The sequence below is a fragment of the Pseudoalteromonas sp. PAB 2.2 genome, assembly GCF_001938575.1.
GTDB lineage: Bacteria > Pseudomonadota > Gammaproteobacteria > Enterobacterales > Alteromonadaceae > Pseudoalteromonas > Pseudoalteromonas lipolytica.
In genome coordinates this window covers 235,019-259,450 of record NZ_LYPI01000008.1, presented here as the reverse complement: position 1 = coordinate 259,450, position 24,432 = coordinate 235,019, and the positions used below count along the sequence as shown (strand labels likewise).

Below are 24,432 nucleotides of genomic sequence, written 5' to 3'. Positions count from 1 at the left end.
CTGTTTAATTTTCGATATAATAAACCGCATAGCTACTTGCGGTGATGGTTATTTCACCCCCATTGTATGCATCGGGTACATAGTTACTCGGTGCTGCATCAGCCATAACCATTTTTTCAGCTCTCATGTAGGGTTGCACTCCCGTGTCGAGTGGGCTATTTGAAGCCGTATAAAGGCCTTTTAACTCAACACCATAATCATTGGCAAACTCTTTTGCTGCGGCACGGGCATCTTTAATTGCCAGTTTTTGTGCCTGCTTTTGTAGCTCTTCATATCGGCTCGATACAAACTGTGTTTGATTTATTTCATTAATACCTGAGTTTACGAGTTGTTGAAGTAAAACAGGGTACTGTTTTGTATCAGTGAGCGTGAGTGATAAATTACGAGTTACACGGTATCCAACGAAGTTTTGTTTGCCTGTTTCACGGTTATATTCCGTTTCGCGTTGAATAGAAATATTAGACGCATAAATGCCCTTTTCTTCTACCCCTTTTGACTTTGCAAGCTTTATAGCTTTTGCCATTGTATTGTCGGCTTTATTTTTAGCGGCGATTAAGTCTTTATCAATTTCTACAATTGCGACCGTTAGTTTTACGTTGTCGGGGATTGTGGTGATAGACGCATTACCTTGAATATAAATATGCGGAGCGTCTGGCGTTGCCAAGGCAAAAACATTAAAACTCATAAATGCGGCAATAGATGAAAAAACAAATTTATTCATAACCTTGTTCCTTTTGTATAAACGTGAACTATTAAATACCTTATAAGGTTAATTAGCAATGAACAAGCTTAAACTAGAAGCTTAACGCTCGAAACAACACGGCTTTGAACAACATTATTTTATGCGCTTTTTATTTACACATCAGGATTAAAACATTGTATTACTGTTTTTAGATTCCTTTGGAACAGACTGCCCAACCCCCCAATGCTCAACAATTTTACCTTCTTCCATCCGAAATATTTGGATTGCTGCACCGCCAAGTGATTCAGGTGTATGTTTTACATGAAGGTGAAGCCAAACAAGATCACCGTCAGAAGCGGTGCGCTTAATGGACATTGACAGTTTCGGGTACTTTTTATAACGGCTCTCAAACAAACTCAACAGCGCATCACGGCCATCAGGTATGTTTGGTGAATGCTCAATAAAATGTTCGCTGTAACATTCATTACGCAAAATATCTATTCGATGCTTAGGCTCAAGATCTGGTCTATTTTCGAGGATTTCCATGCAATACAGCGCCTTCTTTAAGTTAAATTCCTCTAAAGCAGTTTCTGCGCTACCTTTTGCATTTAATTCACACCCTACAAGGAGTATGGAAATTGCAAACAAGACAACTCTAATCGCTATTTTCCCTGTACTCATATATTTCTCCTATACACGCTGTTGTCAGAATGTTCATGTATTTCTTGCCCTTAATATGGGCAAAAAATGTGGCTAAAATGAAGCTGAGAGAAACAGAGCACCCTGTTTGCCGTAGCGCTTTAAATTCGTGCAAGCTTTAGAGTTTATATTCACGTCGCACTTTGTTGGAAAAAATGCCGGACAAGGTCCCCACTTAAGATCTTTGTCTTTCGGCGAAGCCGAAATTGGTTTATCTACTGCACCTGCACTGAATGCTAATATCGCTATCAGTCCAATGACTGCAGTTTGGATCATTTCCTTCTTCATTTTACTCTCCTGAGTTAAAAAATCGGCTAGTTGCTTAATGCATGGCTCTGCGGCAAAAAAAAGCGCCCTGTGTTTTGGGCTGGCAGCAGCCACTTAATAGGATTCTTGCTAGGTATCATTTAAAAATAAATTACAGTCTGGCTAATTTATAATTCAGTAAATTGACTATAAAATTAAAGACTTAAAAATACTCTATGTATTACTGTTATCCGTAAAATAACTATGTATGTCACCTAATCGTGATGTAGCAAACTAGAAACCATGCACACGTTGTTATTTGGCTAGGGATGCATGTTGTAGATAAGTAAGATGAAAGTTCGAATTAAACATGGGGTTACCCAAACGACGTTACTTTAATAAGAACGAGTAATAATTAACCACCTTACAGCGATACCTGACGAAAAGACATTAATTCCAATCAATCTTTTTGTAATAAACAAAACAGGTCAGATCTTTACTCGATAAATTTAAAAAACTAATAATATAGTAAATAGAATATGGGTCATTCTAATAAAAATATTAGGTTTTGTGAGGACGATTGTTTAGTTGGTATGGCTTACTAACTTATACATTTCACAATGGGGGAATTGTTCTACAAGCACGCATTTTATCCCTTTGAATCCTTGATGACTCTCTTAACGAAGCTGTTTAGCAGAAAATAAAAGCCGATGAAATTGCGTTACTTAATAGCAATTAGTCCAGTATCGACTCATCTTAGCTCGACAATTGTGTTACTGGTATTGGTGTTACTGGTGTTGAGTGCATGTATTTTTATACAAAAAAAGGGGACCTACTATTTTAGGTCCCCTTTGTCATTTAGCCAAAGCGCGAAGGCTTTGGTTTCTATTAATATTTTAAGTTTAAATACTTAAGTTTAAATGCTTTAGTTTAAATACTACGTCGCTTGTAGTTGCGGTATTCAGGTAACCAATAATTCTTTTCGATAGCAGCCCACAGCGCGTCGTCTGTTAGTTCTAGTGCCACACCTTCTTCCATCGCTTTTTTAGCAACAGCAAACGCAATACGTTTACTCAATGCTTGTATTTCAGTTAGTGCTGGCAATAAGCTACCTTGACCTGTGTTTGCACGTGGTGAAGACTCTGCTAACGTTTCACTTGATACAATAAGCATTGCATCTGTGATACGGGTTGCTTTTGCAGCAATTACACCTAAACCAATACCAGGGAAAATGTAACTGTTATTACATTGTGGGATTGGGAATAACTGGCCGTTGTATTCAACCGGTTCAAATGGGCTTCCTGAGGCGACAATGGCTTGTCCGTCGGTCCATTCTATAACATCTGCTGGCAGTGCTTCTACCTGCTTAGACGGGTTGCTAAGTGGGAAAATAATTGGCTGCGCACACGAGGCATGCATTGCACGAATAACTTGCTCAGTGAATAAGCCAGGTTGACCCGATACACCAATAAGGATATCTGGTTGAGCGCAGTGCATTACATCAAGAAGCGAGGCGTATTCGCCACTGTAAGTCCAGTCTTTTAAGTTTTCTTTTGATTGCGATAAAGCATCTTGGAAATCACGAAGACCTTCCATTCCTTCTGTTAGTAGACCAAAGCGATCGACCATGTATATTTGTGAACGCGCTTGCTCGTCAGAAATGCCTTCAGCAACCATCGTACTGATGATTTGCTCTGCAATACCGCACCCTGCTGAACCTGCGCCAACAAACACAACTTTTTGTTCTGATAACTTAGCACCTTTAACACGACACGCTGCAAGTAATGAACCAACTGTAACAGCTGCAGTACCTTGGATGTCGTCGTTAAAACTACAAATTTCGTCACGGTAACGTTTAAGCAATGGCATTGCATTCGGTTGTGCGAAATCTTCAAATTGAAGTAGCACGCTTGGCCAGCGACGTTTTACTGCTTTAATGAATAACTCAAGGAACTCGTCGTATTCTTCTTGCGAAATACGTTTATGGCGAGCACCCATGTACATAGGATCGTTAAGTAGTTTTTCGTTGTTGGTACCCACATCAAGCATAACAGGTAATGTGTATGCTGGGCTTATACCACCACATGCGGTGTAAAGCGACAGCTTACCAATTGGAATACCCATGCCCCCAATACCTTGGTCACCAAGGCCTAGAATACGCTCACCATCAGTTACAACGATAACCTTTACTTTGCCTTTCGTCGCATTGCGCAAGATATCGTCGATTTGGAAACGATCTTCGTACGAAATGAATAAGCCACGTGCACTGCGATAAATATCAGAGAACTTTTCGCAAGCGTCTCCCACTGTCGGGGTATAAATAATCGGCATCATTTCTTCAAGATGGTCACGCACTAAACGGTAGTAAAGTGTTTCGTTGTTATCTTGAATAGCACGTAAGTAAATATGTTTGTTTAAGTTGTCGCTAAAACTTGAATATTGTTGGTAACAACGCTCAACTTGCTCTTCAATTGTTTCATAACGCGGTGGCAGTAAACCGGCTAGGTTGAAACTTTCCCTCTCTTTTTGTGAAAATGCACTGCCTTTATTTAATAGTGGCGTTTCGATCAGACCTGGGCCTGAATAAGGAATATAAAGATAATTCGGATCGGTATTTGTAGTCATATTTCCAAGCTTTGATGGCGTCATAATTATGATCTGACATTATTACTGTTGAAGGTTAAATTGCAATGACAATCCACCTTGTCAGACCATTGAAGAAAATGAATTTTATGCTCTAAAAAGCATAAGGCTAAGTATACATGAAAACTCAGCAGCTTTAAGGCTGCTGAGCCTATTTTTAGTGGCTTTTATCACTTAAAGCGATGCCTTCACGGCGTGGATCTGCAGCACCATAAAGTTTACCGTCTTTTAGTTCAACAGCATGTAAACCAGAGTTTAAATCTAAGATGCGAACTTGGTGGCCTCGGTTAACAAAATCGGCTTCGTGGTTGGCAAGTTCGGTGTCTTTTTCAAGACTGGTGTAATTATTACGATTTGTGATACGTGGCAAATTAATTGCTTCTTGTGCATCTAAATCCCAATCAAGAACAGCCACAACAACCTGCGCTACATAATCAATAATTCGGCTTCCACCCGGTGAACCCACGACTAATCGTAAGCTACCGTCTTTGTTAAATACCATTACTGGCGACATAGAACTACGCGGACGTTTACCTGCCTCAACACGGTTAGCGAGTGGTTTACCATCTTTCGTTGGCGATAAAGCAAAGTCAGTAAGCTGGTTGTTTAAAATATACCCGTTCACCATAACTGTTGAACCAAAAGCCATTTCAATTGAACTGGTCATTGATACAGCATTGCCTTCGCTGTCTACAATTGATACATGCGACGTTGACGGTAATTCATAAGCGTCATCCTGCGCATAGGCCAATGAGTTAGGAGGCGTTCCAGCCTCTGCGTGGGCATCTTTTTCGGTAATCAACTTAGCACGGCTTGCTAGGTAATTTTTATCTAATAAACCGTCCGTTGGAATAGCCATAAAATCAGGATCGCCCATGTATACATTACGGTCTGCAAACGCTAAACGTGATGCCTGGGTAAAGTAATGCAATGCTTGTACTGAGTTAGGTGCAAGCTTGGCCATGTCTTTGTGTTCTAGCAACGCTAAAATTTGTAATACCGCAACACCCCCACTACTCGGAGGGGCCATTGAGCATACTTCGTATTGACGATAATCAACACACACAGGGGCACGCTCTTTACTCTGGTAGTTAGCAAGGTCTGCTTCTGTTAACGTGCCTGGTGCAACCACTGAGTTTTGTACTGCATGCACTAATTGTTTGGCATTATCACCTTTATAAAAGGCATCAATGCCCTGTGTTGCTATGTCTTTATAAAGAGCCGCTAATTCAGGGTTCTTTTTTACAGACCCGACAGCCAGTGGCTTACCATCAGGGAAAAAGTAATCACGAATGACGGGTAACGTTGTAACGCCAGGGTTTAGCTCTTTTGCCAGCAACTTATGCAAACGAGGGGATACAACAAACCCCTGCTCTGCCAGCTCAATTGCCGGTTGAAACAGCGTATGCCATGGCAATTTACCATAACGTTTATGCGCGCTTGCAAAGGCATGTAAAATCCCTGGTACACCTACTGAGCGACCACCCACAACTGCTTCAATCCATTTTACTGCTTTACCATGTTTGTCTAAAAAAAGAGTTTCATCAGCATGGCTTGGCGCTGTTTCTCGACCATCGAAAGTGGTTAGGCTTTTGTTTTTGTTGTCGAAATACATCAAAAACGACCCACCACCTATGCCCGATGATTGCGGCTCAACCAGTGTAAGTATCAGTTGAGTTGCAATGGCTGCGTCTACCGCTGAGCCGCCCATTTCTAACATTTTTTGACCGGCTTTTACTGCATACGGATTTGCAGCAGCAACCATGTATTTAGTGCCTTCAACGACCTGTTTATGCGCAAAGCCTGTTGCGGCTTCAGGCTCACGCGTTTCAACCTTAGTTGGGGCTGCAAAAATTGACGTTGTATAAATTAATGACGAAGAGAGCACAATAAGTGCTTTTGTTTTGAATAACATAAATAAACTTAATCCCGGTGTTTAATTGGCATCTTAAAATTAAACGTGCACAATATGCAAAATTTAAGATACAACAAAAATAACATGATCAACCTTCCTCTGAAACCACAATATGTACTGCCGCCACTGTGTTTAATGCTGATTAGTACCCTTTTTGCTGCGTTTAACTTAAATGATTATTTAGAATTTAACCGTAATTTAGTTGCAGATGGTGAATTTTGGCGTATTTTCACGAGTCAATTTGTACATGCAAATTGGCCTCATTTAGCCTTAAATTGCGCCGGAATTTTATTAATATGGGCATTGCATGCAGAACATACCTCCCCTGCTCGGTATGCTTTTAATACCGCTGTTTTGGCTTTATGGTGTGGTTTAGGCGTATGGTTATTTTGCCCTGATATAAAAATATACACTGGACTGAGTGCACTCTTGCACGGTGTTATTATTTGGGGCGCTGTCAAAGATGTGCAAGCAGGTATGTTTTCAGGCTGGTTATTGTTTGCTGGTACTTGGGCTAAAGTGATTTGGGAGCAAATAGCAGGCCCGAGTGAATCGGTTAGCCAATTGATTGCGTCAAATGTTGCCATTGATGCTCACTTTATCGGTGCAGTTGGCGGCACTGTGCTGGCTTTGCCTGTGCTGATTAAAGCTATTAAACATCGCGAGTAACTTCATAACTTTGCTCGCTTTTTTTAGCTGTGTTCTTTTTTAACACGAAAAATTGTTAATACGAAAAAGGAATTTTAAATGATAAAGAATAATGGCTATTTTTATCTTGGTCTCATCGCACTTTGCCTTTACGGCCCTTTACTGCTTAGCTTTTTAAGCTCATTTATTAATTTACAGTTTATATCGCCAAGGTATATGAGTGATGTCTCTCAGGTAAAAAATATTATTGTATTTGCTTCAGCTATTTTGGGCTTCACCTTATTACTCATGAAATACCAGGAAGTAAGTGCGCTTTTTAAAAATAGAATAATCGCAAACATCACACTTATATTGAGTTTTTTGTATGCTTGCTTGATGATTACTGGGGCAGGCTTAGTTATGTTTCTGGATGCGACCTTCGGCTCACATAAAGACTACATTTATCAAGAACACACACTTAATGACCGTACTTTCTATGTTTATACAGCGGACCCCGGTGCTTTTGGCAAAGCGCATCATTATGTGTATTTAAAGTGCCCTGCATCCTTTAATCGCTATGAATTAGAGTTTATAGCCAAGCTATCGTGGATAAAGAACTTTAAGATGAGCTTAGTGAGCGATGATTTAATTTTTAAAGGCGAATCAGAACAGTATACAAAAGTGCTCAATGTAAGCACATTTCACTGCAAATAGACCCATTGAAATAATCATAATGTAAATAAAAACAGCCACTTAAAGTGGCTGTTTTTAAATTACTTAATAGTATTAAAGCGTTTCTTTAAATAGCTTATAAATACGACGGTATTCATCTAACCAGCTTGATGGCTGTACAAAACCATGGGGTTCAACTGGGAAGATGGCTGTTTCAAAGTTTTCTTTTTCAAGCTCAATTAAACGTTGTACTAAACGCACTGAATCTTGGAAGAATACGTTATCATCAACCATAGGCGCATTAATTAATAAATGACTTTTCAGGCCTTCAGCAAAGTAAATTGGTGAACTCTTTTCGTAGGCGATCGGGTCAACATCTGGATGATTTAAGATGTTAGACGTATAAGGTCCGTTGTAATGAGCCCAATCGGTCACTGGACGAAGTGCAGCACCCGCTTTAAATAAATCAGGTTGGGTAAATAGTGCCATAAACGTCATGAAGCCACCGTAAGAACCGCCATACGTGCCAACAGCTTGTGTATCAACATTCGCGTTTTCAGCCATCCAGCTTACGCCATCGGCTAAATCTTGAATCTCTGGTGTGCCCATTTGACGATAAATTGCAGTTCGCCAATCACGCCCATACCCTTTCGACGCACGATAATCCATATCCATGACTACATAGCCTTCAGATGCTAATAGTGAATGGAACATAAACTCGCGGAAGTAGCCAGACCAACCCATGTGCGAGTTTTGTAAGTAACCTGCACCATGGTTGAAGATAACTGCTTTACGATTTTTACCTGTTTCGCCTTCTTTATAGTCAGCGGGGTAATACACTTTTGCGTAAATAGGTTGATCAGTGTGGCTCGAAGGCACAGCAACAATTTTAGGCGCAATTAACTTCTTAGCCAAAAACTCGTCAGACACCGTATGCGTTAACTGAGTTACTTGTGTATTTGCTTTTGCATCAGCAACATATAGCTCTGGTGGCGACATAATTTTTGAGTGAGTTAGCAGTAATTTGCTTTCATCTGGACTTAACTGGTAATCAGTCATACCGTCTAGGTTAGTCACTTGCTCAGACTCACCGTTAGCAGGATTTACACGGTAAATTTCGTATAGACCTGGGTGCTCAACATTTGCTTTGTAGTAAATCGCTGAGTTATCCGCTGTTAATGTTAGGTTTGAAACAACAAACTGACCTTTAGTAAGTTGTGTTGCTTTACCATTTAGCGGCTTTTTATAGATATGGCTGTAACCAGACTCTTCTGATAAGTAGTAAAGCGTATCTGAGTTATTTAACCAACCAAAGTCATTGTATGCATAGTTAACCCACGCATCATCGTGTAAGCGGTGTTGAGAAACAAGTGTGTTGTTCTTTGTATCAACAGTTGCTAACCAACGGTCTTTGTTGTCCCATGCTTCAAGCATAAGTGCAACCTTTGAGCCATCGGTGTTCCATTGGATTGCACTTTGATCCCAACCCCAGTCCATCATTAGATTAATTGCACGTGGTGCTTTTTCAGACTTGTAAGTTTTGCCATCACGGGCGTAGTTTTCTTTTTTAACCGCGGCAAGCACATCTTCATCAAAGCCTGGTAATGTGTCGTACGCTAGTGTTGTTTGCTCACCCGATTTAAGGTCAATGTAAATAACATCTGAGCTGATTGGTTTTTCATCTGCAACACGGCGACGTACTTTTTCTGCTTTAACTCGCGCATCATCAGCGATGTAATTAGGCATAATATCGCCTTCATCGCGCCATGGACGGCTTTCGGTGGTTACTGCAACTAATGCTTGGCCATTTGGTGAAAGCTGTACATCGGCTAAACGCTTACCTTTACCTAAGTAAAACTGTGAATTTGCAATGCTGTCGTTTTGCTCTTTGATTTGTTCTTCACGCGCTTCACGATCTTTTTTATTTTTGTGCGTAAGTGCAATGTAATCAATTAATTTATGCTGTTCTTTTGCAATATACGTGTCAGGCTCTTGAACACCTTTTGGTGCATCGTCTAAGTGCAGATTTACAAGCTCTACTTGACGACCTGTCGCTAAATCAACTTTATAAAATGCATTACCTTGGCGGTAAGCAAGATTGCCGTCGGTTAAAAACTGCGGTTTTGATTGCTGTGCACTGTCGTGTGTGATCTGCATTATTTGACCTGAGCTCAAGTTTTTAACAAAAATATTGCCTTCAAATGCATAGGCCTGTTGCTTTTTATCTGTTGAATAAACAGCATTTTTTGCACCAACAGTGTGTAGTTTATTTAACGCAACTTGAGATGCAGACTGGCTATTAACCGCTTGAACATATAAGTCACGTAATTCGTTACCTTGTTGCTTTTGCGCATAAACGATGCTTTTAGAGTCACCATTCCAAAAAGCGCGCTCAGGCTGACGACCAAGCCAATCAGGGTGAGCCACAGCTTGCTCTAATGTAATTTCAGATGAACCAGTGTCTACGGGTGTAGCAACCATTGGAGCAACTTGAGTAGGACTTACTTCTGTTGCAGTTGAGGCGGTTGTTTGACAACCAGCTAGCATGAAGCTAGATGCGACTGCGAGAGCCACTAACGTTTTGTTAGCAGTGGTTTTGAATTTCATAGTGCTTCTTACAGGTAATTATAATTCGCCTTATTTAAGCAGAAGCACTGATGAAATAGCAATTTTAATAGGATAAACAGCCAAACTTTTCCGTTTAATAACAGCTTATTTTAACGAAATATCGAGCCACACCATGCGATGATCAGAAGACGCATTACGATCTTTAATTAAACGGTACAATTCGCTGTCTTTGGTTGGCCAAAATACCCCCCCATTTTTAATTTCAATACCGTAATTTGATGGCAGTACATAATCAGCACGTGCTTGCCAATATGCGGTGTAATTTTTAGCGTAACTGTCTTTATAAGACTCTTTTGCACCTTTACTCGATGGTGTAAACGACGCATTAACATGTGGATTTTTTAATATTTGATCCGTTGTCGTTGGGCGTGCTTTATCCCCTTCTGGTGCAGCATTTAAATCACCAACAATTACAAACCGACTATTCGGTTTTAAGCCACCTTGTTGGCCTTTATCATCATAGAGGTAGTTTTCGTTGTTAATGTAATCAGCAATCAGTCTAACTTCATCATGGTTGCGCTTGCCGTTACGGTCTTCATCACCATCAAATACAGGTGGCGTAGGATGCGAAGCTAATAAATGGAATGTCTTTCCTTTTACATTTATGGGTAAATCCCAAAACGATTTTGAGCTTAAATGAATAGCTTGCCACGCTTCTTTTGAATACCAATCTTTACCTGTTTTGGGGTCGATAGGCATTTGCGCGTTTGGCATATCTTTGTATTTGAATGTTTGCAGTGTACGGGCTTTTTCTAAATCAATAGGATAACGCGAGAGCACAGCCATCGCATAATGCCCCTCAAAGAAGCCAAAACCGTGCGCATCGCCTTTGTAATGCCCCTTTACACCATCTTTATCTAGGTCAAAATTAGTGGGTAAACCTGTATTAACAGGCGCAATAAAAGCATATGGGTAATCTATTGCAACCTGCTTATTTTGTGAGACTTGCAGATAATTTTTACGAAAAACATTAATGCCTTTATCTGCATCGATGTAATCAAATTCATTGAGTAAAATAACATCTGGTCTGACGCGTTGAATAATTTCTGCGATATTACGAATTTGCTGGTGGTTACTTGCAAGCGCTTTACTGAGCGCGTCTTTATCGATTGCTTCGCCTTTGCTTGCATAGTTTGTTGCGTCCATACTGACGTTAAAAGTCGCAACGCGTAAGTCGGCAGCAACAAGGTTAGTTGCAAATAAACCAGTTGCAAGTGCAATTGAAGACGTTAATAAGGCGTTTTTCATGAAATAAATCCATCTACTATTAAAAGTAAAATAATACTACTGACGATGATCCATAAGATCATTGCCATGATAAAAGGTTTAATACCAGCTTGCTTAAGCACTGTAACAGATAAGCCACTGCCAATTAAAAATAGCGTCATAACTAATATTTGTTTCGCGCCAATATTCAATGCATGCCAAAGAGGTTGATACTCTGGTAAGCTTGAATTTATCAGTGCAGCTGCCAAAAATCCAATTATAAACAAAGGGATACTTGCTTTTTCATCGGATTTCCAAAAAACTCCCGCAATACTTGTATAAGGAATAATCCACATTGCTCGGGTTAACTTTATGGTGGTTGCAATCGCTAATGCTGATGCGCCATAAGCAGCTGATGCACCAACAACGCTACTGGTATCGTGTATTGCAAGTGCGGCCCATAAACCAAATTGCTGTTCTGTTAGGCCAAGATAGTGACCAATCATTGGAAATAGCACCAGACCTAGCGCGTTTAATAAAAAAACAACCGCGAGTGAAATGGCGACTTCATGATCTTTTGCTTTTATCACGGGGGCCATAGCTGCTATTGCACTCCCACCACAAATTGCCGTACCAAACGATATCAATACCCCAGTATTTTTATTCAGTTTAAATAACTGAGATAAAATTTCACCAAGGCCAATTATGGCTGTAATGCTAACAATGGTGAGTACGATAGAGCTGCGCCCTACTTCAATAACTTGATTAAAATCAACAGCAAATCCTAAACCTATGACAGCAATTTTGAGCATTATCTTACTCAATTTTTGAGAGAGAGCTGCAAAGGGGTTACCCAAAATAATAGCAAATAAAGCCCCTACAATGAGCGATGTAGCAGAACCTACAAAAGGAATAGCCGAGATTAAGAATAACGCAATAAAAAGAAGTTGTTTGGGACGTTCAGCAATCACAACGGGGCTCTTATCAGTCTGTTTGTTAATTTATGCACCAAAGGCGCGATTAAAATCACAGTAGGAAATGCAACACAAAAAGCAAAAGCCCATGCTTTTAACCAAAGAATCACAATATTATCGACAAAACCAACGTTAAAAATGCTGATCACCAATGACATAAAACCAGACATAAATAACGCCATAAAAAACGCAAATACGACTGTTTGTAATCGTGGATGGAACATAGCACGCTAATATTAGTATAAAAATAGGAGTCTATCGGAAGAATTTATAGACGCAAGCTCTTTGAGACAAGAGACGTAAATACATGTAATGGCATTAAAAAGCCGAGAAGACCTCGGCTTTTAGCAATTTAAACTGATTAGTTTAAAATCAACTGTGTACTGGTGTTTGCGACACCTGGGTAATCTTCTTCTGGTAGAATTTCGGCAAGGGCCGCTAAACGCTCACCCAGTTGATGAAGATTATCGGCAGAGACATTAATGTGCCCCATTTTGCGCCCCGGCTTTGCTGTTTTGCCATACCAATGACTCGTAACGTCTTGTGTAGCCAGCACTGATTGAGGAATAGACGGTTGGCCTAATACGTTAATCATCGCTGTTGGGCGAAGTAACTCCGTGCTACCAAGAGGTAAACCCGCCACTGCGCGCATATGGTTTTCAAACTGCGAACAGTGAGTGCCCTGCTGCGTCCAGTGACCCGAGTTATGCACACGTGGCGCAATTTCATTAACGAGCAATGTACCTTGCACATCAAAGAATTCAATCGCTAACACACCTACATAATCAAGCTCTTGCGCTAATTTATTAAACGCGCGCTCAGCTTGCTCTTGAATGGCCGCTTTTTCTTTGCCAGCAACAGATAGCGTTAATACACCGTTGGTATGCTGATTTTCGGTTAATGGGTAAATAACCGTGTTCCCTGCTTTGTCGCGTGCACCAATGATTGATACTTCACGGTCAAATGGGATCATCTTTTCAGCAATGATTGAATGTGGCGCAGAGTCAGTACCTGAAGCAATGAAGTCTGCCATTTCAGACCAGATTTGTTCAATTTCGTCATCTGATTTTAAACGCCACTGGCCTTTACCGTCGTAACCAGCTTGGCAAGTTTTAATTACCAGCGGTTTACCTAAACGTTCAACTGCGGCAATTAAATGTGCTTTTTCGGTGATTAATTGATAAGGCGCACACTCTACGTGTGTTTTATCGAGTAACGCTTTTTCTAATGCACGGTCGCCGCCAGTTTTTATGGCTGCTTTGCCCGGGTAAAACTTATTGCTTTGACAACACAGTGTTAAGACATCATCGGGAATGTGTTCAAACTCTGCGGTAATAGCATCTGCATTATCGATTGCTTGTTGTAATGTGCTGCTGTGAACTTCACCCGTTAAAGGGTGAATAATTTTTTCACTGCCTACATCGTAAGCAACCACGTTTAAATCAAGCGGTGCGCCCGCTAAACTCATCATACGAGCTAGCTGACCTGCACCTAAAATCAAAATATTCATATTACTCTGCAGGATTTGGGTTAGCTAAAATAGTCTCTGTTTGTTCTTTGCGGAATGCTTCTACTTTTGCGAAGATTTCAGGCTGTTGGCAACCTAAAATTTGTGCAGCGAGTAGACCTGCGTTTGCCGCACCGGCTTCACCAATAGCAAGCGTACCGACAGCAACACCTTTAGGCATTTGGCAAATAGATAATAATGAATCAACACCGTTTAGGGTTTTAGATTTAACAGGCACACCTAATACAGGTAGCGAGGTAAACGCTGCAGCCATACCAGGTAAGTGCGCAGCACCACCGGCACCCGCTATAATAATTTTTATACCACGCTCAGCAGCTGAGCTTGCATAATCGGCAAGTAATTGAGGAGTACGGTGTGCAGAAACAACTTTGGTTTCGTATTCAATGCCGAATTTTTCAAGCATTAACGCCGCATGTTCCATCGTTGGCCAATCTGATTTGGAACCCATAATAATGCCAACAGTCATATTTACACCTCAATCAATTTATTTTATAAAAAAGCGATTAATACCAACTGATAATTTAATCATGCAAATTGGTATAAAAGCGGACTTTTGTCCTTATTTTGTGGCGTGTATTATATACCTAAGTCACATAAAGATGCGACTCTAGAAGCACAAAAAAGCCATGACTTGCATGGCTTTTAAGCAGTAACTTAACGATTATGCTTCTTTACTTGCTAGGTACTCAGTATATGTTCCCTTAAAGTCGATAATTTTACCGTCTTTAATCTCCCAAATACGATTTGCAAGTGATGATACAAACTGTCTATCGTGTGAAACGAACAATAATGTACCTTCGTACGCTTCAAGGGCTAAGTTTAGCGCTTCGATAGATTCCATATCCATGTGGTTGGTTGGCTCATCCATTAACAAAATGTTTGGCTTATGCATCATAATTTTACCAAACAACATACGGCCTTGCTCACCACCTGAAATGACTTTTACCGATTTTTTGATGTCGTTTTGTGAAAACAGCATACGACCAAGGAAACTACGAACAACTTGCTCATCATCTCCTGCTTGTTGCCATTGTTCCATCCATTCAAACAAGTTCATGTCTTTTTCGAACTCATCTGCATGGTCTTGTGCATAATAACCAATGTTCGCGTTATCAGACCATTTATACTCACCTTGCTTTGGTGCTAAACGCCCAGCAAGAGTATTTAAAAGTGTTGTTTTACCAACACCGTTTTCACCGATAATCGCAATGCGCTCGCCCACTTCCACTAAGCCCTCAAGGCCGCTGAAAAGTATCTCGTCAAAGCCTTGTGCAAGGTTAGTTAACTCAAGTGCATTACGGAATAATTGCTTTTCTTGTTCAAAGCGAATAAACGGGCTCTGACGTGATGACGCTTTTACTTCTTCAAGCTGAATTTTATCAATTTGTTTAGCGCGTGATGTAGCTTGCTTTGCTTTAGAAGCATTTGCAGAGAAACGCGATACAAATTGTTGAAGTTCAGCAATTTGGCTTTTCTTCTTGGCGTTTTCGCTTAGTAAACGTTCGCGAGCCTGTGTTGCAGCAAACATATATTCATCGTAATTACCTGGGTAAATACGTAATTCACCGTAATCGATATCAGCCATGTGTGTACACACTGAGTTTAAGAAATGACGGTCATGCGAAATGATAATCATGGTGCAGTCGCGCTGGTTTAACACGTCTTCTAACCATTTAATGGTGTAAATATCCAAGTTATTGGTAGGCTCATCCAGTAACATGATATCTGGGTCAGAGAACAGTACTTGAGCAAGTAACACACGCAGTTTAAAGCCAGGGGCAATTTCAGACATTGGACCGTAATGCTGTTCAGTGCCAATACCTACGCCAATAAGTAACTCACCTGCTTTAGCTTCAGCAGAGTAACCGTCCATTTCAGCAAATTCGGTCTCAAGATCGGCTACTTTCATACCGTCTTCTTCGCTCATTTCGGGTAAGCTATAAATACGATCACGCTCTTTTTTTACTTCCCACAGCTCTTTATGACCCATGATAACCGTGTCGATAACAGAAAACTCTTCGTAAGCAAACTGGTCTTGGTTTAGTTTTGCGATACGTTCGTTTGGATCTGTGCTGACATTTCCTGCTGATGGCTCAAGCTCACCACTGAGGATTTTCATGAACGTTGATTTACCACAGCCATTTGCACCGATTAGACCATAGCGGTTGCCATCGCCAAATTTAGCTGAGATATTTTCGAATAAAGGTTTAGCACCAAATTGCATGGTGATATTAGCTGTACTAATGATAGCGGTACCCTCCAGCGGGTAAAAGTAAAAATAAAACTGCGTGCAATTTTAAACTAAAGCCGCTTTGCACGCCATGAAAGTTTCTTTAAATACGCGCAGTGATTTTACAATTTCAAATGGGCAGTCTACCTTTAATGAGCATGCTCACTTTTACTTATGAGCGCGCTCATTTAAAAATTTAGCAATATAAATCAATGGGCTAAACATGACAAAGCACGATCAAACGCACTCACGGATACTGAACGAAGCATGGAGTCTCTTTACTGAAAGTGGCTTTAACGACACGTCAACCAGGCAAATATCTACAGCAAGCGGTATTGCTGTAGGCACTTTGTTTAATCATTTTTCTGATAAGGTGGCAATTTTAGAGGCGTGTTTAGACATGCGTTTTAAAGATGTGTTAGAGCGTGCAAAAGAGACCGATATACATCGCCCTCCCCGACTTAAACTTAATCACTATGCACAATATTTTTATCAATTTTATTGTTTGCACCATTGTTTTTATAAAGTGCTTTTTAGCCAACGATTGTTTTCGCAAACATTTCAACAGCAGCATATGGATCTAATGCATTCATTAGTTTTTGCTGACCAACCACAATTTAACAAAGTAAAAGCCGCAATCTTGCTTGATTGTTATTTTATGACTTTATTGTATGGATTAGGTGCAGACACACCCAATACTAAATTAATGCTAAGAACACTTAGTCAAAAAGTGTCTATTTTTTAGTCTGACTAATACGTTGATTATTCAATGATGTGAACTAAAAATGAATAAATATTCCACAAAGGCTGTACCTTTCATGATATTTTTTCACTTTTTACCTTATTTTAGCTTTGATAGTCTTCATCTTTTAGTTAATTTATACCTCTTAGGGACAATAATAAAACAAGGTACTCTATGAAAAGAACACTCGCTGCCACACTGATTGCTGGTTTATTCACAAGTTACACTGTAGATGCAATCGAAATATACAAAGATGAAACGAACAGTGTCACAGTAGGCGGCTTTATCGATGCGCGTATTATAAACACGCAAGGTCAGACAGAAGTTGTTAATGGTGCGTCACGCATTAATTTTGATTTTAAGCGCCAATTACAAAATGGATGGCATGCATTTGCATTACTAGAATGGGGCGTAAACCCGGTAGGCAGTAGTGACATTATTTATAATAATCGCTTTGAATCAATTCAGGATGAGTTTTTATATAACCGATTAGGTTATGTCGGTATTAAGCACGATGACTATGGTCAAATTACGCTGGGTAAACAATGGGGTGCTTGGTATGACGTTGTTTATAACACTAATTTTAGTTTAGTGTGGGATGGTAACGCAGCCGGCGTGTATACGTATAATAAAGACGATGGTGCAGTAAACGGCACCGGTCGAGGTGATAAAGTACTGCAATACCGTAATACATGGGGTAAGTTTCATGTTGCACTGCAAGCCCAGTTAAAATCTGATGATTTTTATACATGTGATATTGCCGATATATCACGAAGTTCATGTGAAGTGCTTTGGAACCAAGGCAATAACGCTGCGCAAAAAGTAGAGTTTAATTCAACCTATGGTGCTGCCCTCACCTATTTTGCTACTGATAATTTAAAATTAACAGCGGGTGTAAACCGTGGACAATTTGATGTTTTATACGCGGGTGGACGCAATCAATCGGTCACTGATCTAATTTATGGTGCGGGCATTACCTATGGTGACTTTTATAAACCGGGCTGGTATGCGTCGGCCAACATAAACAAAAACGAAAACCACGACACCGATAACATTGGCCGCTTAATAAAAGACGCTGTCGGGTTAGAATCAATTTTAAGTTATCGATTCGACAATAATTTACGTACTTTTGTTGCCTATAACGTGTTTGATGCCGGTGACGATTACGTGATCCAGCCAAACTTTAATGCAGATCCTGAGGATGTGTTCAAGCGTCAGTTTGCAGTTTTAGGCGCACACTATTTCATGGGCAAAGACACGATTTTGTATATCGAAGCGCGTAAAGACTTTAGTGACTTTTCAAGCAATGATGCAGAGCAAGAAGCTCAAATGTCGCAAACCGAAGATGATGGTATTGCCATCGGCTTCAATTACACATTGTAATTAAGTTTTAATTTAGAGCCCACAATCGTGGGCTTTATTTTTTAGATAAATAACTCTCTGCCAACGTACCCTGTACGACACTGCAATAACGATAATTACATTCAAATCATTAAAAGCTAATTGAATATAAATACACATAAAAGATGTTATCGATAACACCATTGTGAAAACTCTTATTTTTCCCTACTCCTCTATTTTGCGAGCTTTTACATACCTAACGTTTTTTCGATGTTATGGGGAGAAATTAAGTCACTGTTCTGATATTACGTATGCAGTTTGCTGGTAACTGGGTGCAAAATGCAACTGGGGTTTATGACGAAATTAAGACATGTTATTGGAAATAAAGAAGCGACAAAAATGCAAAAGATAAACTCAGCTCTGCAAAGTTAATTCGACTAAATTAGATGTTACTTAGGGCTTGAACCATCGTTCTTGCGATTAACTATTATACTTCCACACTCAATTGCTGAGAGTGTAATTAATAAATATAGAGTATGATGTGTTCTTATTGTTACTGCTATTCTACAGCGAGTATTCACGTTCTACTTTTGCGATACGTGTTGTAAATGCGTTATACCATTTATCGCGACCAAGTTGTTGAGCGTTGAGGTGCTCAACATGTTGTTTCCACGACTTAATAGCATCTAGGCTTTGCCAGTAAGAAACGGTAATCCCTACACCATCACGCACTGATTCCATGCCTAAAAAACCAGGTTGTTGCTCGGCAAGCTCAACCATACGGTTAGCCATTTCTTCATAGCCTGCGGTGTTCTCAGATAAGGTGTTCGTAAATATAACTGCGTAATACGGGGGTTTGGGCGTCGTGGCTATCATAATGGTTACTTACGTCTGCTTGGTTCAAAACCATCATAGCATGGAATATCACTGTCGAAGGTATCCCAATTGGCTTTCGAACTGACAAAGTTATGACTAATCGGACGCTCTGTAATATCGCTGTCCAATAGACCTAAGCGTATACGCAAACGACTCATATCCTCTTTATTTTCACTGTAAATAGGCGAGCCACAACAGCGACAAAAATAACGTATTCTACCGGCTTTAAATTCAAACACACTCAGATACTGCTTACCTTGTGTAATTGCAAACCCATCACGGCGAATAAACCCATTCGTCGCAAAAGCGGTACCCGAATTTTTACGGCATAGTGAGCAATGGCAATGAATAATTGAATCAATTCCACCAGCAATTGTTACCGTTACTTTGCGACACAAACAGCTTCCTTGGTACATATTCCCTCTTGTGGTTTTTAATAGCCGCGATGCTTCCAAAAATCGTTGGCTGAGCCTTCGCTTGGTTTCAGTAAGTTAAACGATTTATCAGCAATTATATGGCCATTTAGCTCAATAGTCATGCGCCAAATACCCACTTTATTATCAACAGGCGCCCAGATAGTATCGCCTAAGTAAAACTGCCAGTCGTTTGTTTTTACATACTCTTCACCTTCAAATGGCGGCATTATTTCACCGTCATCATCGGGAATATTTGGATGATACACACAGAACTTAATTTTTTGGCCTTTTGCTTTTTTGATATTAACAATAAAGCCAAATTCGATATCTAACTCGGCTGGCACATCCGTGGTAAATTCAGTGATTTGTGGTAGGTCTTTTTCTTTTGCATCCCAATGACTGTAGATGCCATAACTTTCAATAGTCGAAACAGGTTTAGCTTTGGCCATACCGACTTAAGGTCCTCTCATTAAACAGGCGCTCATTTTATAGTAGCCATTTTGCCATAACAAGCTTGTACTATAATAACATCTTTATGTGATGTGTTTTGTCCACAGCTGATTGTTAAGTTCAAAACCACATTTTGCAAGCAGCTTTATGCAAGCTGTATTCTCGGGTTGAACAATTGCATGCACTTTATCGACAGGGGTTGTTATAAACGCATTTAGTTTTTGAAAAAACTCTAACAGCACTTTTTGCATTATCCCCTTACCAAAGTAGTGAGATGCGAGTTCAAAGCCTAACACACCCTGCCCATCTATTATGTTAAATAGCCCAATACTGCCAATTACTAAGCCATTGCTTCGTAAAACAATCACTAAACGTATACCTTGCTGGTTATAAAAACCTTCGATATCCCCTTGAATAAAATCGTATACGTCACCTTTTGTTAAATCACTTTTATAGTCATTAAATGACTGCACTTGAGGATCTTTTAAAATCTCCCATATTGCTTGGCAATCTTTATGGCGTATGGGCCTTAAATCGTAGGCATAGTTGTCATCACAAGACACGTCTATTTCTTCTTTTTACTTTATGAGCAGGCATTATTGTCTTACTATAAGCGCAATTACAAGCAATTAGGTTTAGTACGATGAGTGAAGAATTTAAAGTAATTCAACCAACCACCACTGTTTATTGCAAAGAACGAGGCGAAGGCTGGACCTTAACAGGGATCACGAGTATTGATGAGCACACATCGGTCATGTTTGACGGTGTGAGATACACACTGCCAGCCAGAGAAATCGTTGAAGTATTACTACCACAGCAACTCGAAAGAGAAAAAAGTCAAAGTGAATAAAAACAAAAAGCCAGCAACAAGCTGGCTTTTTAATGTGTTAATTAGCAACTCACGTTATCAGTTTATTTAACGTAAGGCGTTAATACGCTCATCAAGTGGCGGGTGAGATGAGAATAACTCAGCGACACCTTTACCGCTTGCAATACCAAATGCCATCATTGAACCTTCTAGTTGCGATGGGTGGTTTTGCTTTAAACGCTCAAGTGCGCTGCGCATTTTATCTGCGCCAACAAGTTTTGCAGCGCCTGCATCCGCCGAAAACTCACGTTTACGGCTATAGTAGGCCACAATTACACTCGCTAATACACCAAATAACATTTGGAAAATCATATCAAACAAGAAGTAAGTCCAGCTACTGCCACCTTCTTCTTCATCGCTATTGATAAAGTTATCAACAATACCTGCCAATACTTTTGCCATAAAGATAACAAAGGTATTCACCACGCCTTGAATAAGCGTAAGCGTGACCATGTCACCATTAGCAATATGCGATACTTCATGCGCCAAAACAGCTTCCGCTTGGTCTTGATTCATGTTGTGTAATAAACCTGTACTCACAGCAACTAACGAGTTGTTTTTACTAGGCCCAGTTGCAAATGCGTTCATTTCAGGGCTGTCGTAAATGGCCACTTCAGGCATTGCAATGCCTGCTTTTTTAGCCTGTGCAGCCACAGTTGAAACAAGCCATTGTTCAGTTTCTGAACGAGGCTGTTCAATAACATGAGCGCCCGTTGACTTTTTAGCCATCCATTTCGACATAAATAACGAAATAAATGAGCCGCCAAAACCAAATACGGTCGAAATGACTAGAATGCCGCCTAAACTGCGATGACTAATACCCAGTACACTCATCACAATAGACAACACAATGCCTAACACTAGCATGACCGCTAAGTTAGTCAGTAGAAACAAGAATACACGCTTCATAAAAACCTCAGAATAAACATACCAATTGTATTAACTAACGGCATGATTAAAAACCGTTAGTTAATAAAATTAACTGAGCTTGTTACTACCTTTAGTTTAGTTTTAAAGCAATTGGTTACAAGGAACTAATTGCAACCAATTGTGACAGAGTATGTCAAAAGTAACAACTCAATTATTATGGGTGAATGGATAAAATTTCAAGTAAGGTTTTATAAATATTTAATTTAGGAGTTTTTTCTGTGTAGGGGGTAATACCTAATAGCGGAAACGGTAAAGTATTTTTAAGGGTCTGTAAATTAGCCTCTTGTTCTTGCATGGTGGGGTCAACATGATTTGCTATCCATCCTACACAGTTTACGCCCGACGCTTTAAAATGAGCGGCAGTCAATAAAGCATGATTTAAACAACCCAGTTTCATGCCTACAACCAAAATAACATTGAGGTTTTGCTGTTTAACCCAATCAGATAACAAGTCAGTTTCGTTAATGGGTAAGCACCAACCACCGGCCCCTTCTGTCAGAATATAATCAGTATTGAGTGCTTTCACATTCTCATACGCGCTATCTAGTTTCTCAAAGGTGAGTCTATCGCCAACTTTCGCTGCGGCAATGTGCGGAGCAATTGGTGGCTCATAAGTAAACGGATTCACAATTGTGTACTTAGCACCAACAGACGAGCTTTCCATTAAGGTTAGCGCATCTTCATTTACCAATTCACCAAAAGCCATCTCAGCCCCTGCTGCAATGGGTTTGTAACCAACCGCTCGTTGTTTATGTTGTGCTAGCAGCTTTAATAATAAACTGGTGACATGGGTTTTACCGGCATCGGTGTCCGTGCCAGTGATAAAAAATTCTTTCATTGTTTTTCTAATTCTAAAAGTACGACGTGATAACTCACTCTAGCATGCCCATCAACCAGAGGATATGCCTTGCACACGTTATTCAATGCTTGCTTTGTTAAAAGACCCTGACGCTTTTTATTACTGTGTAATGACGTAGCGCCAATGGCCTTAATTGAACGTATTGCCTCAAGTGGGCTTTTATAAGCGTCGGTATAACAGGTATCTACTGCAAAATTCACCTTAAATCCAGCAGCCTTCGCATACTGTGTGACATTGTCGGATGAGTGAAATTGATTAATACGAGATTGGTCATCTAAACAGGCAAAAGCCTGTTTAATTTCGTGTAATGAGCCTGCAATAACACAACTTAAATACACCCGACCATTGTCTTTAAGCACGGCAAACAGCTGTTTAAAAAGCAAGGGTAAATCTGCCGACCATTGCACAGCAAAATTACTGAATACGCAATCAACACTGTTTTTTTGCAGTGGCAAATTATCCATATCGGCACACAGCTTTAAATATTCACGGCTTTTATCGGTGTTTAACATGGCGTGGCTTAAGTCCATCGCCACTACCGTTGCAAAATATTGTTGCAATAGGGCTGTATTAACCAGCGGTCCTGCACCTAAATCGAGGCAAACGCCCTGTTGGTTTTTATTCGCAAGCAGTTTGATTAAATGCGCTGCTGCTTGCTTTTGAACGTTAGCATGGCTGTTGTAATGCGCAGCCGCTTTCGAAAACTGACTCGCTGTGGACAGCTTGTGATCTTTAACGCCGTTAGCAGTACTGTGTGCTAATTGGCTCATAAGCACTCCACTAACGTATCTACCAACGTGTTTATATCATCGAGCTGATGGGCACTGCTAAGTGTGACTCTTAATCGCGATGTATTAAAAGGTACGGTTGGTGGACGAATGGCTGTTAACCAAATTCCACGCTGTTTTAGCTTATTCGCCACATCAATCGTTTGTGCGGCATCGCCGAGTACCAATGGTTGTATTGCTGTATCTGAATCCATAAGCGCTAAGTTTTTCGCTTTTGCTAATGTTTTAAAATACGCAATATTTTTAAAAAGCTGCATACGTTTATTATCAGCGGCCAGTATTTTTTCTAGTTGTACACGCGTACTACTTGCCATCACAGGCGACATGGCTGTTGAATAGATATAATCACGGTTAAATTGAAGCATGTAATCAATAACCGATTTACTCGCCAGCAAGCATGCACCACTGCTAGCGAGGGCTTTACCAAATGTAATGATCAATAAATCGGGTTTGTGCACTTCACAGCTACCAAGCCCGTGTTTACCTAACACACCAAACCCGTGGGCGTCATCAATCATTAGCCAGGCATTATAGTTATGCGCAAGTTCGCACAGCTGTGCAACAGGTGCTTTATCACCATCCATCGAAAACACGCCTTCACTCACAATGAGTTTATGTTTAGCTTTCGATTTTTGTAAGCGTGACTCTAAGTGCTTTAAATCATTATGATTAAACCGCACCATCGCCGCTTGAGAATGGAGACCGCCATCAATCAAACTAGCATGATTGAGTTTATCTTGAAAAATTGCGGCAGATTGCGCCACAGCTTTATCGTGAAACAAGGCTTTTAACACACTGCTATTTGCACTAAAGCCACTGTTGAAAAGCATGGCACTTTCATAACCGAGTAACTCACATAGGCGCTGCTCAAGAGCCTGTTGCGGTTTATTATAGCCATTTACTAATGCTGAACTGTGACTGCCTAGTGGCAGCTCACTCACTGTAACGAGTTCATCAGCGAAGCCTAAATAATCATTGCTGGCAAAATTTAAGTACTGTTTTCCTGCAATACGAATAAAGCGTCCGTTTGACTCTTCGACCAGTTGGCGCTGCCTAAGTAAAGCATCTTCTTTACGCGCTTGAAGATGCTGTGCAATAAATTCAAAAGGCAT

General features: G+C 40.2%; 25 protein-coding genes. 5 read left to right on the top strand and 20 right to left on the bottom strand.

The window, feature by feature from the left end; translation table 11 throughout:
* Window positions 1–4: 4 nt before the first annotated feature.
* The 5 genes from BWD47_RS05225 to ggt form a co-directional block, all read right to left on the bottom strand.
* Window positions 5–721, bottom strand: coding sequence for an SIMPL domain-containing protein (locus BWD47_RS05225; RefSeq protein ID WP_036968370.1), 717 nt, complete (start codon window positions 719–721; stop codon window positions 5–7).
* Between the two features lie 147 nt (window positions 722–868).
* Window positions 869–1,363 carry a nuclear transport factor 2 family protein gene (locus BWD47_RS05220; RefSeq protein WP_075593561.1) on the bottom strand — a complete coding sequence of 165 codons (495 nt, stop codon included), beginning with the start codon at window positions 1,361–1,363 and terminating at the stop codon, window positions 869–871.
* Between the two features lie 72 nt (window positions 1,364–1,435).
* Complete coding sequence (locus BWD47_RS05215) at window positions 1,436–1,762, bottom strand: hypothetical protein (RefSeq protein WP_075593560.1); 327 nt, start codon at window positions 1,760–1,762, stop codon at window positions 1,436–1,438.
* A 795-nt stretch (window positions 1,763–2,557) separates the two neighbouring features.
* Window positions 2,558–4,252, bottom strand: coding sequence for an NAD-dependent malic enzyme (locus BWD47_RS05210; protein ID WP_075593559.1), 1,695 nt, complete (start codon window positions 4,250–4,252; stop codon window positions 2,558–2,560).
* Window positions 4,253–4,427: 175 nt separating this feature from the next.
* Entirely contained in the window at window positions 4,428–6,185 is a 1,758-nt protein-coding gene (ggt, locus tag BWD47_RS05205) for a gamma-glutamyltransferase (RefSeq protein WP_075593558.1), read from the bottom strand.
* 54 nt (window positions 6,186–6,239) lie between these two features.
* Here ggt and rrtA point away from each other — a divergent pair, with 54 nt between their 5' ends.
* Both rrtA and BWD47_RS05195 read left to right on the top strand, forming a co-directional pair.
* The gene (gene rrtA, locus BWD47_RS05200; protein ID WP_371915635.1) at window positions 6,240–6,854 is read left to right on the top strand and encodes a rhombosortase; all 615 of its coding nucleotides are present in this window, start codon (window positions 6,240–6,242) and stop codon (window positions 6,852–6,854) included.
* A 78-nt stretch (window positions 6,855–6,932) separates the two neighbouring features.
* Window positions 6,933–7,526: a hypothetical protein gene (locus BWD47_RS05195; protein ID WP_051501764.1), complete on the top strand. Its 594-nt coding sequence runs from the start codon at window positions 6,933–6,935 to the stop codon at window positions 7,524–7,526.
* Between the two features lie 72 nt (window positions 7,527–7,598).
* Here BWD47_RS05195 and BWD47_RS05190 read toward each other — a convergent pair whose 3' ends face one another.
* The 7 genes from BWD47_RS05190 to BWD47_RS05160 all read right to left on the bottom strand — a co-directional run bounded on the left by BWD47_RS05190 (window position 7,599) and on the right by BWD47_RS05160 (window position 16,068).
* Window positions 7,599–10,091 carry a prolyl oligopeptidase family serine peptidase gene (locus BWD47_RS05190; protein WP_075593557.1) on the bottom strand — a complete coding sequence of 831 codons (2,493 nt, stop codon included), beginning with the start codon at window positions 10,089–10,091 and terminating at the stop codon, window positions 7,599–7,601.
* 105 nt (window positions 10,092–10,196) lie between these two features.
* Window positions 10,197–11,360, bottom strand: coding sequence for an endonuclease/exonuclease/phosphatase family protein (locus tag BWD47_RS05185; protein WP_036968360.1), 1,164 nt, complete (start codon window positions 11,358–11,360; stop codon window positions 10,197–10,199).
* Entirely contained in the window at window positions 11,357–12,289 is a 933-nt protein-coding gene (locus tag BWD47_RS05180) for a YeiH family protein (protein WP_083633637.1), read from the bottom strand. Before BWD47_RS05180 ends, BWD47_RS05185 begins: the two co-directional genes overlap by 4 nt.
* Window positions 12,286–12,516, bottom strand: a complete 231-nt coding sequence (locus BWD47_RS05175) for a DUF2798 domain-containing protein (RefSeq protein WP_036968356.1) — start codon at window positions 12,514–12,516, stop codon at window positions 12,286–12,288. The genes BWD47_RS05180 and BWD47_RS05175 overlap by 4 nt, the downstream gene beginning before the upstream one ends.
* A gap of 137 nt (window positions 12,517–12,653) precedes the next feature.
* A complete protein-coding gene (locus BWD47_RS05170; RefSeq protein WP_065979939.1) occupies window positions 12,654–13,802 on the bottom strand; it encodes a 5-(carboxyamino)imidazole ribonucleotide synthase in 1,149 nt (382 codons plus the stop codon).
* Window position 13,803: 1 nt separating this feature from the next.
* Window positions 13,804–14,286 (bottom strand): 5-(carboxyamino)imidazole ribonucleotide mutase, encoded by a 483-nt coding sequence (gene purE, locus BWD47_RS05165; protein ID WP_065979940.1) that lies wholly within the window; start codon window positions 14,284–14,286, stop codon window positions 13,804–13,806.
* 195 nt (window positions 14,287–14,481) lie between these two features.
* Window positions 14,482–16,068, bottom strand: coding sequence for an ABC-F family ATPase (locus BWD47_RS05160; protein ID WP_075593556.1), 1,587 nt, complete (start codon window positions 16,066–16,068; stop codon window positions 14,482–14,484).
* A gap of 205 nt (window positions 16,069–16,273) precedes the next feature.
* Here BWD47_RS05160 and BWD47_RS05155 point away from each other — a divergent pair, with 205 nt between their 5' ends.
* Both BWD47_RS05155 and BWD47_RS05150 read left to right on the top strand, forming a co-directional pair.
* Entirely contained in the window at window positions 16,274–16,795 is a 522-nt protein-coding gene (locus BWD47_RS05155; protein WP_075593555.1) for a TetR/AcrR family transcriptional regulator, read from the top strand.
* A gap of 171 nt (window positions 16,796–16,966) precedes the next feature.
* Entirely contained in the window at window positions 16,967–18,175 is a 1,209-nt protein-coding gene (locus BWD47_RS05150) for a porin (protein ID WP_075593554.1), read from the top strand.
* Between the two features lie 522 nt (window positions 18,176–18,697).
* Here the strand turns inward: BWD47_RS05150 and BWD47_RS05145 are convergent.
* From BWD47_RS05145 to BWD47_RS05130, 4 genes are all read right to left on the bottom strand, one after another.
* Window positions 18,698–19,009 (bottom strand): antibiotic biosynthesis monooxygenase, encoded by a 312-nt coding sequence (locus tag BWD47_RS05145; protein ID WP_065979943.1) that lies wholly within the window; start codon window positions 19,007–19,009, stop codon window positions 18,698–18,700.
* A gap of 5 nt (window positions 19,010–19,014) precedes the next feature.
* The gene (locus BWD47_RS05140) at window positions 19,015–19,425 is read right to left on the bottom strand and encodes a GFA family protein (RefSeq protein WP_075593553.1); all 411 of its coding nucleotides are present in this window, start codon (window positions 19,423–19,425) and stop codon (window positions 19,015–19,017) included.
* A gap of 17 nt (window positions 19,426–19,442) precedes the next feature.
* Window positions 19,443–19,874: a DUF3859 domain-containing protein gene (locus BWD47_RS05135; protein ID WP_036968338.1), complete on the bottom strand. Its 432-nt coding sequence runs from the start codon at window positions 19,872–19,874 to the stop codon at window positions 19,443–19,445.
* An 84-nt stretch (window positions 19,875–19,958) separates the two neighbouring features.
* Complete coding sequence (locus BWD47_RS05130) at window positions 19,959–20,438, bottom strand: GNAT family N-acetyltransferase (RefSeq protein ID WP_075593552.1); 480 nt, start codon at window positions 20,436–20,438, stop codon at window positions 19,959–19,961.
* Window positions 20,439–20,518: 80 nt separating this feature from the next.
* Between BWD47_RS05130 and BWD47_RS05125 the strand changes: the two genes are divergently transcribed.
* Window positions 20,519–20,725: a hypothetical protein gene (locus tag BWD47_RS05125; protein ID WP_036968335.1), complete on the top strand. Its 207-nt coding sequence runs from the start codon at window positions 20,519–20,521 to the stop codon at window positions 20,723–20,725.
* A 66-nt stretch (window positions 20,726–20,791) separates the two neighbouring features.
* On the opposite strand, the gene htpX is transcribed toward BWD47_RS05125, so the two are convergent.
* From htpX to BWD47_RS05105, 4 genes are all read right to left on the bottom strand, one after another.
* Window positions 20,792–21,652, bottom strand: coding sequence for a protease HtpX (htpX, locus tag BWD47_RS05120; RefSeq protein ID WP_036968332.1), 861 nt, complete (start codon window positions 21,650–21,652; stop codon window positions 20,792–20,794).
* A 175-nt stretch (window positions 21,653–21,827) separates the two neighbouring features.
* On the bottom strand, window positions 21,828–22,511 hold the full coding sequence (bioD, locus tag BWD47_RS05115) for a dethiobiotin synthase (protein WP_065979947.1): 684 nt from the start codon (window positions 22,509–22,511) through the stop codon (window positions 21,828–21,830).
* Window positions 22,508–23,302, bottom strand: a complete 795-nt coding sequence (locus BWD47_RS05110; protein WP_075593551.1) for a methyltransferase domain-containing protein — start codon at window positions 23,300–23,302, stop codon at window positions 22,508–22,510. Before BWD47_RS05110 ends, bioD begins: the two co-directional genes overlap by 4 nt.
* Window positions 23,299–24,432, bottom strand: coding sequence for an 8-amino-7-oxononanoate synthase (locus BWD47_RS05105; protein ID WP_075593550.1), 1,134 nt, complete (start codon window positions 24,430–24,432; stop codon window positions 23,299–23,301). The genes BWD47_RS05110 and BWD47_RS05105 overlap by 4 nt, the downstream gene beginning before the upstream one ends.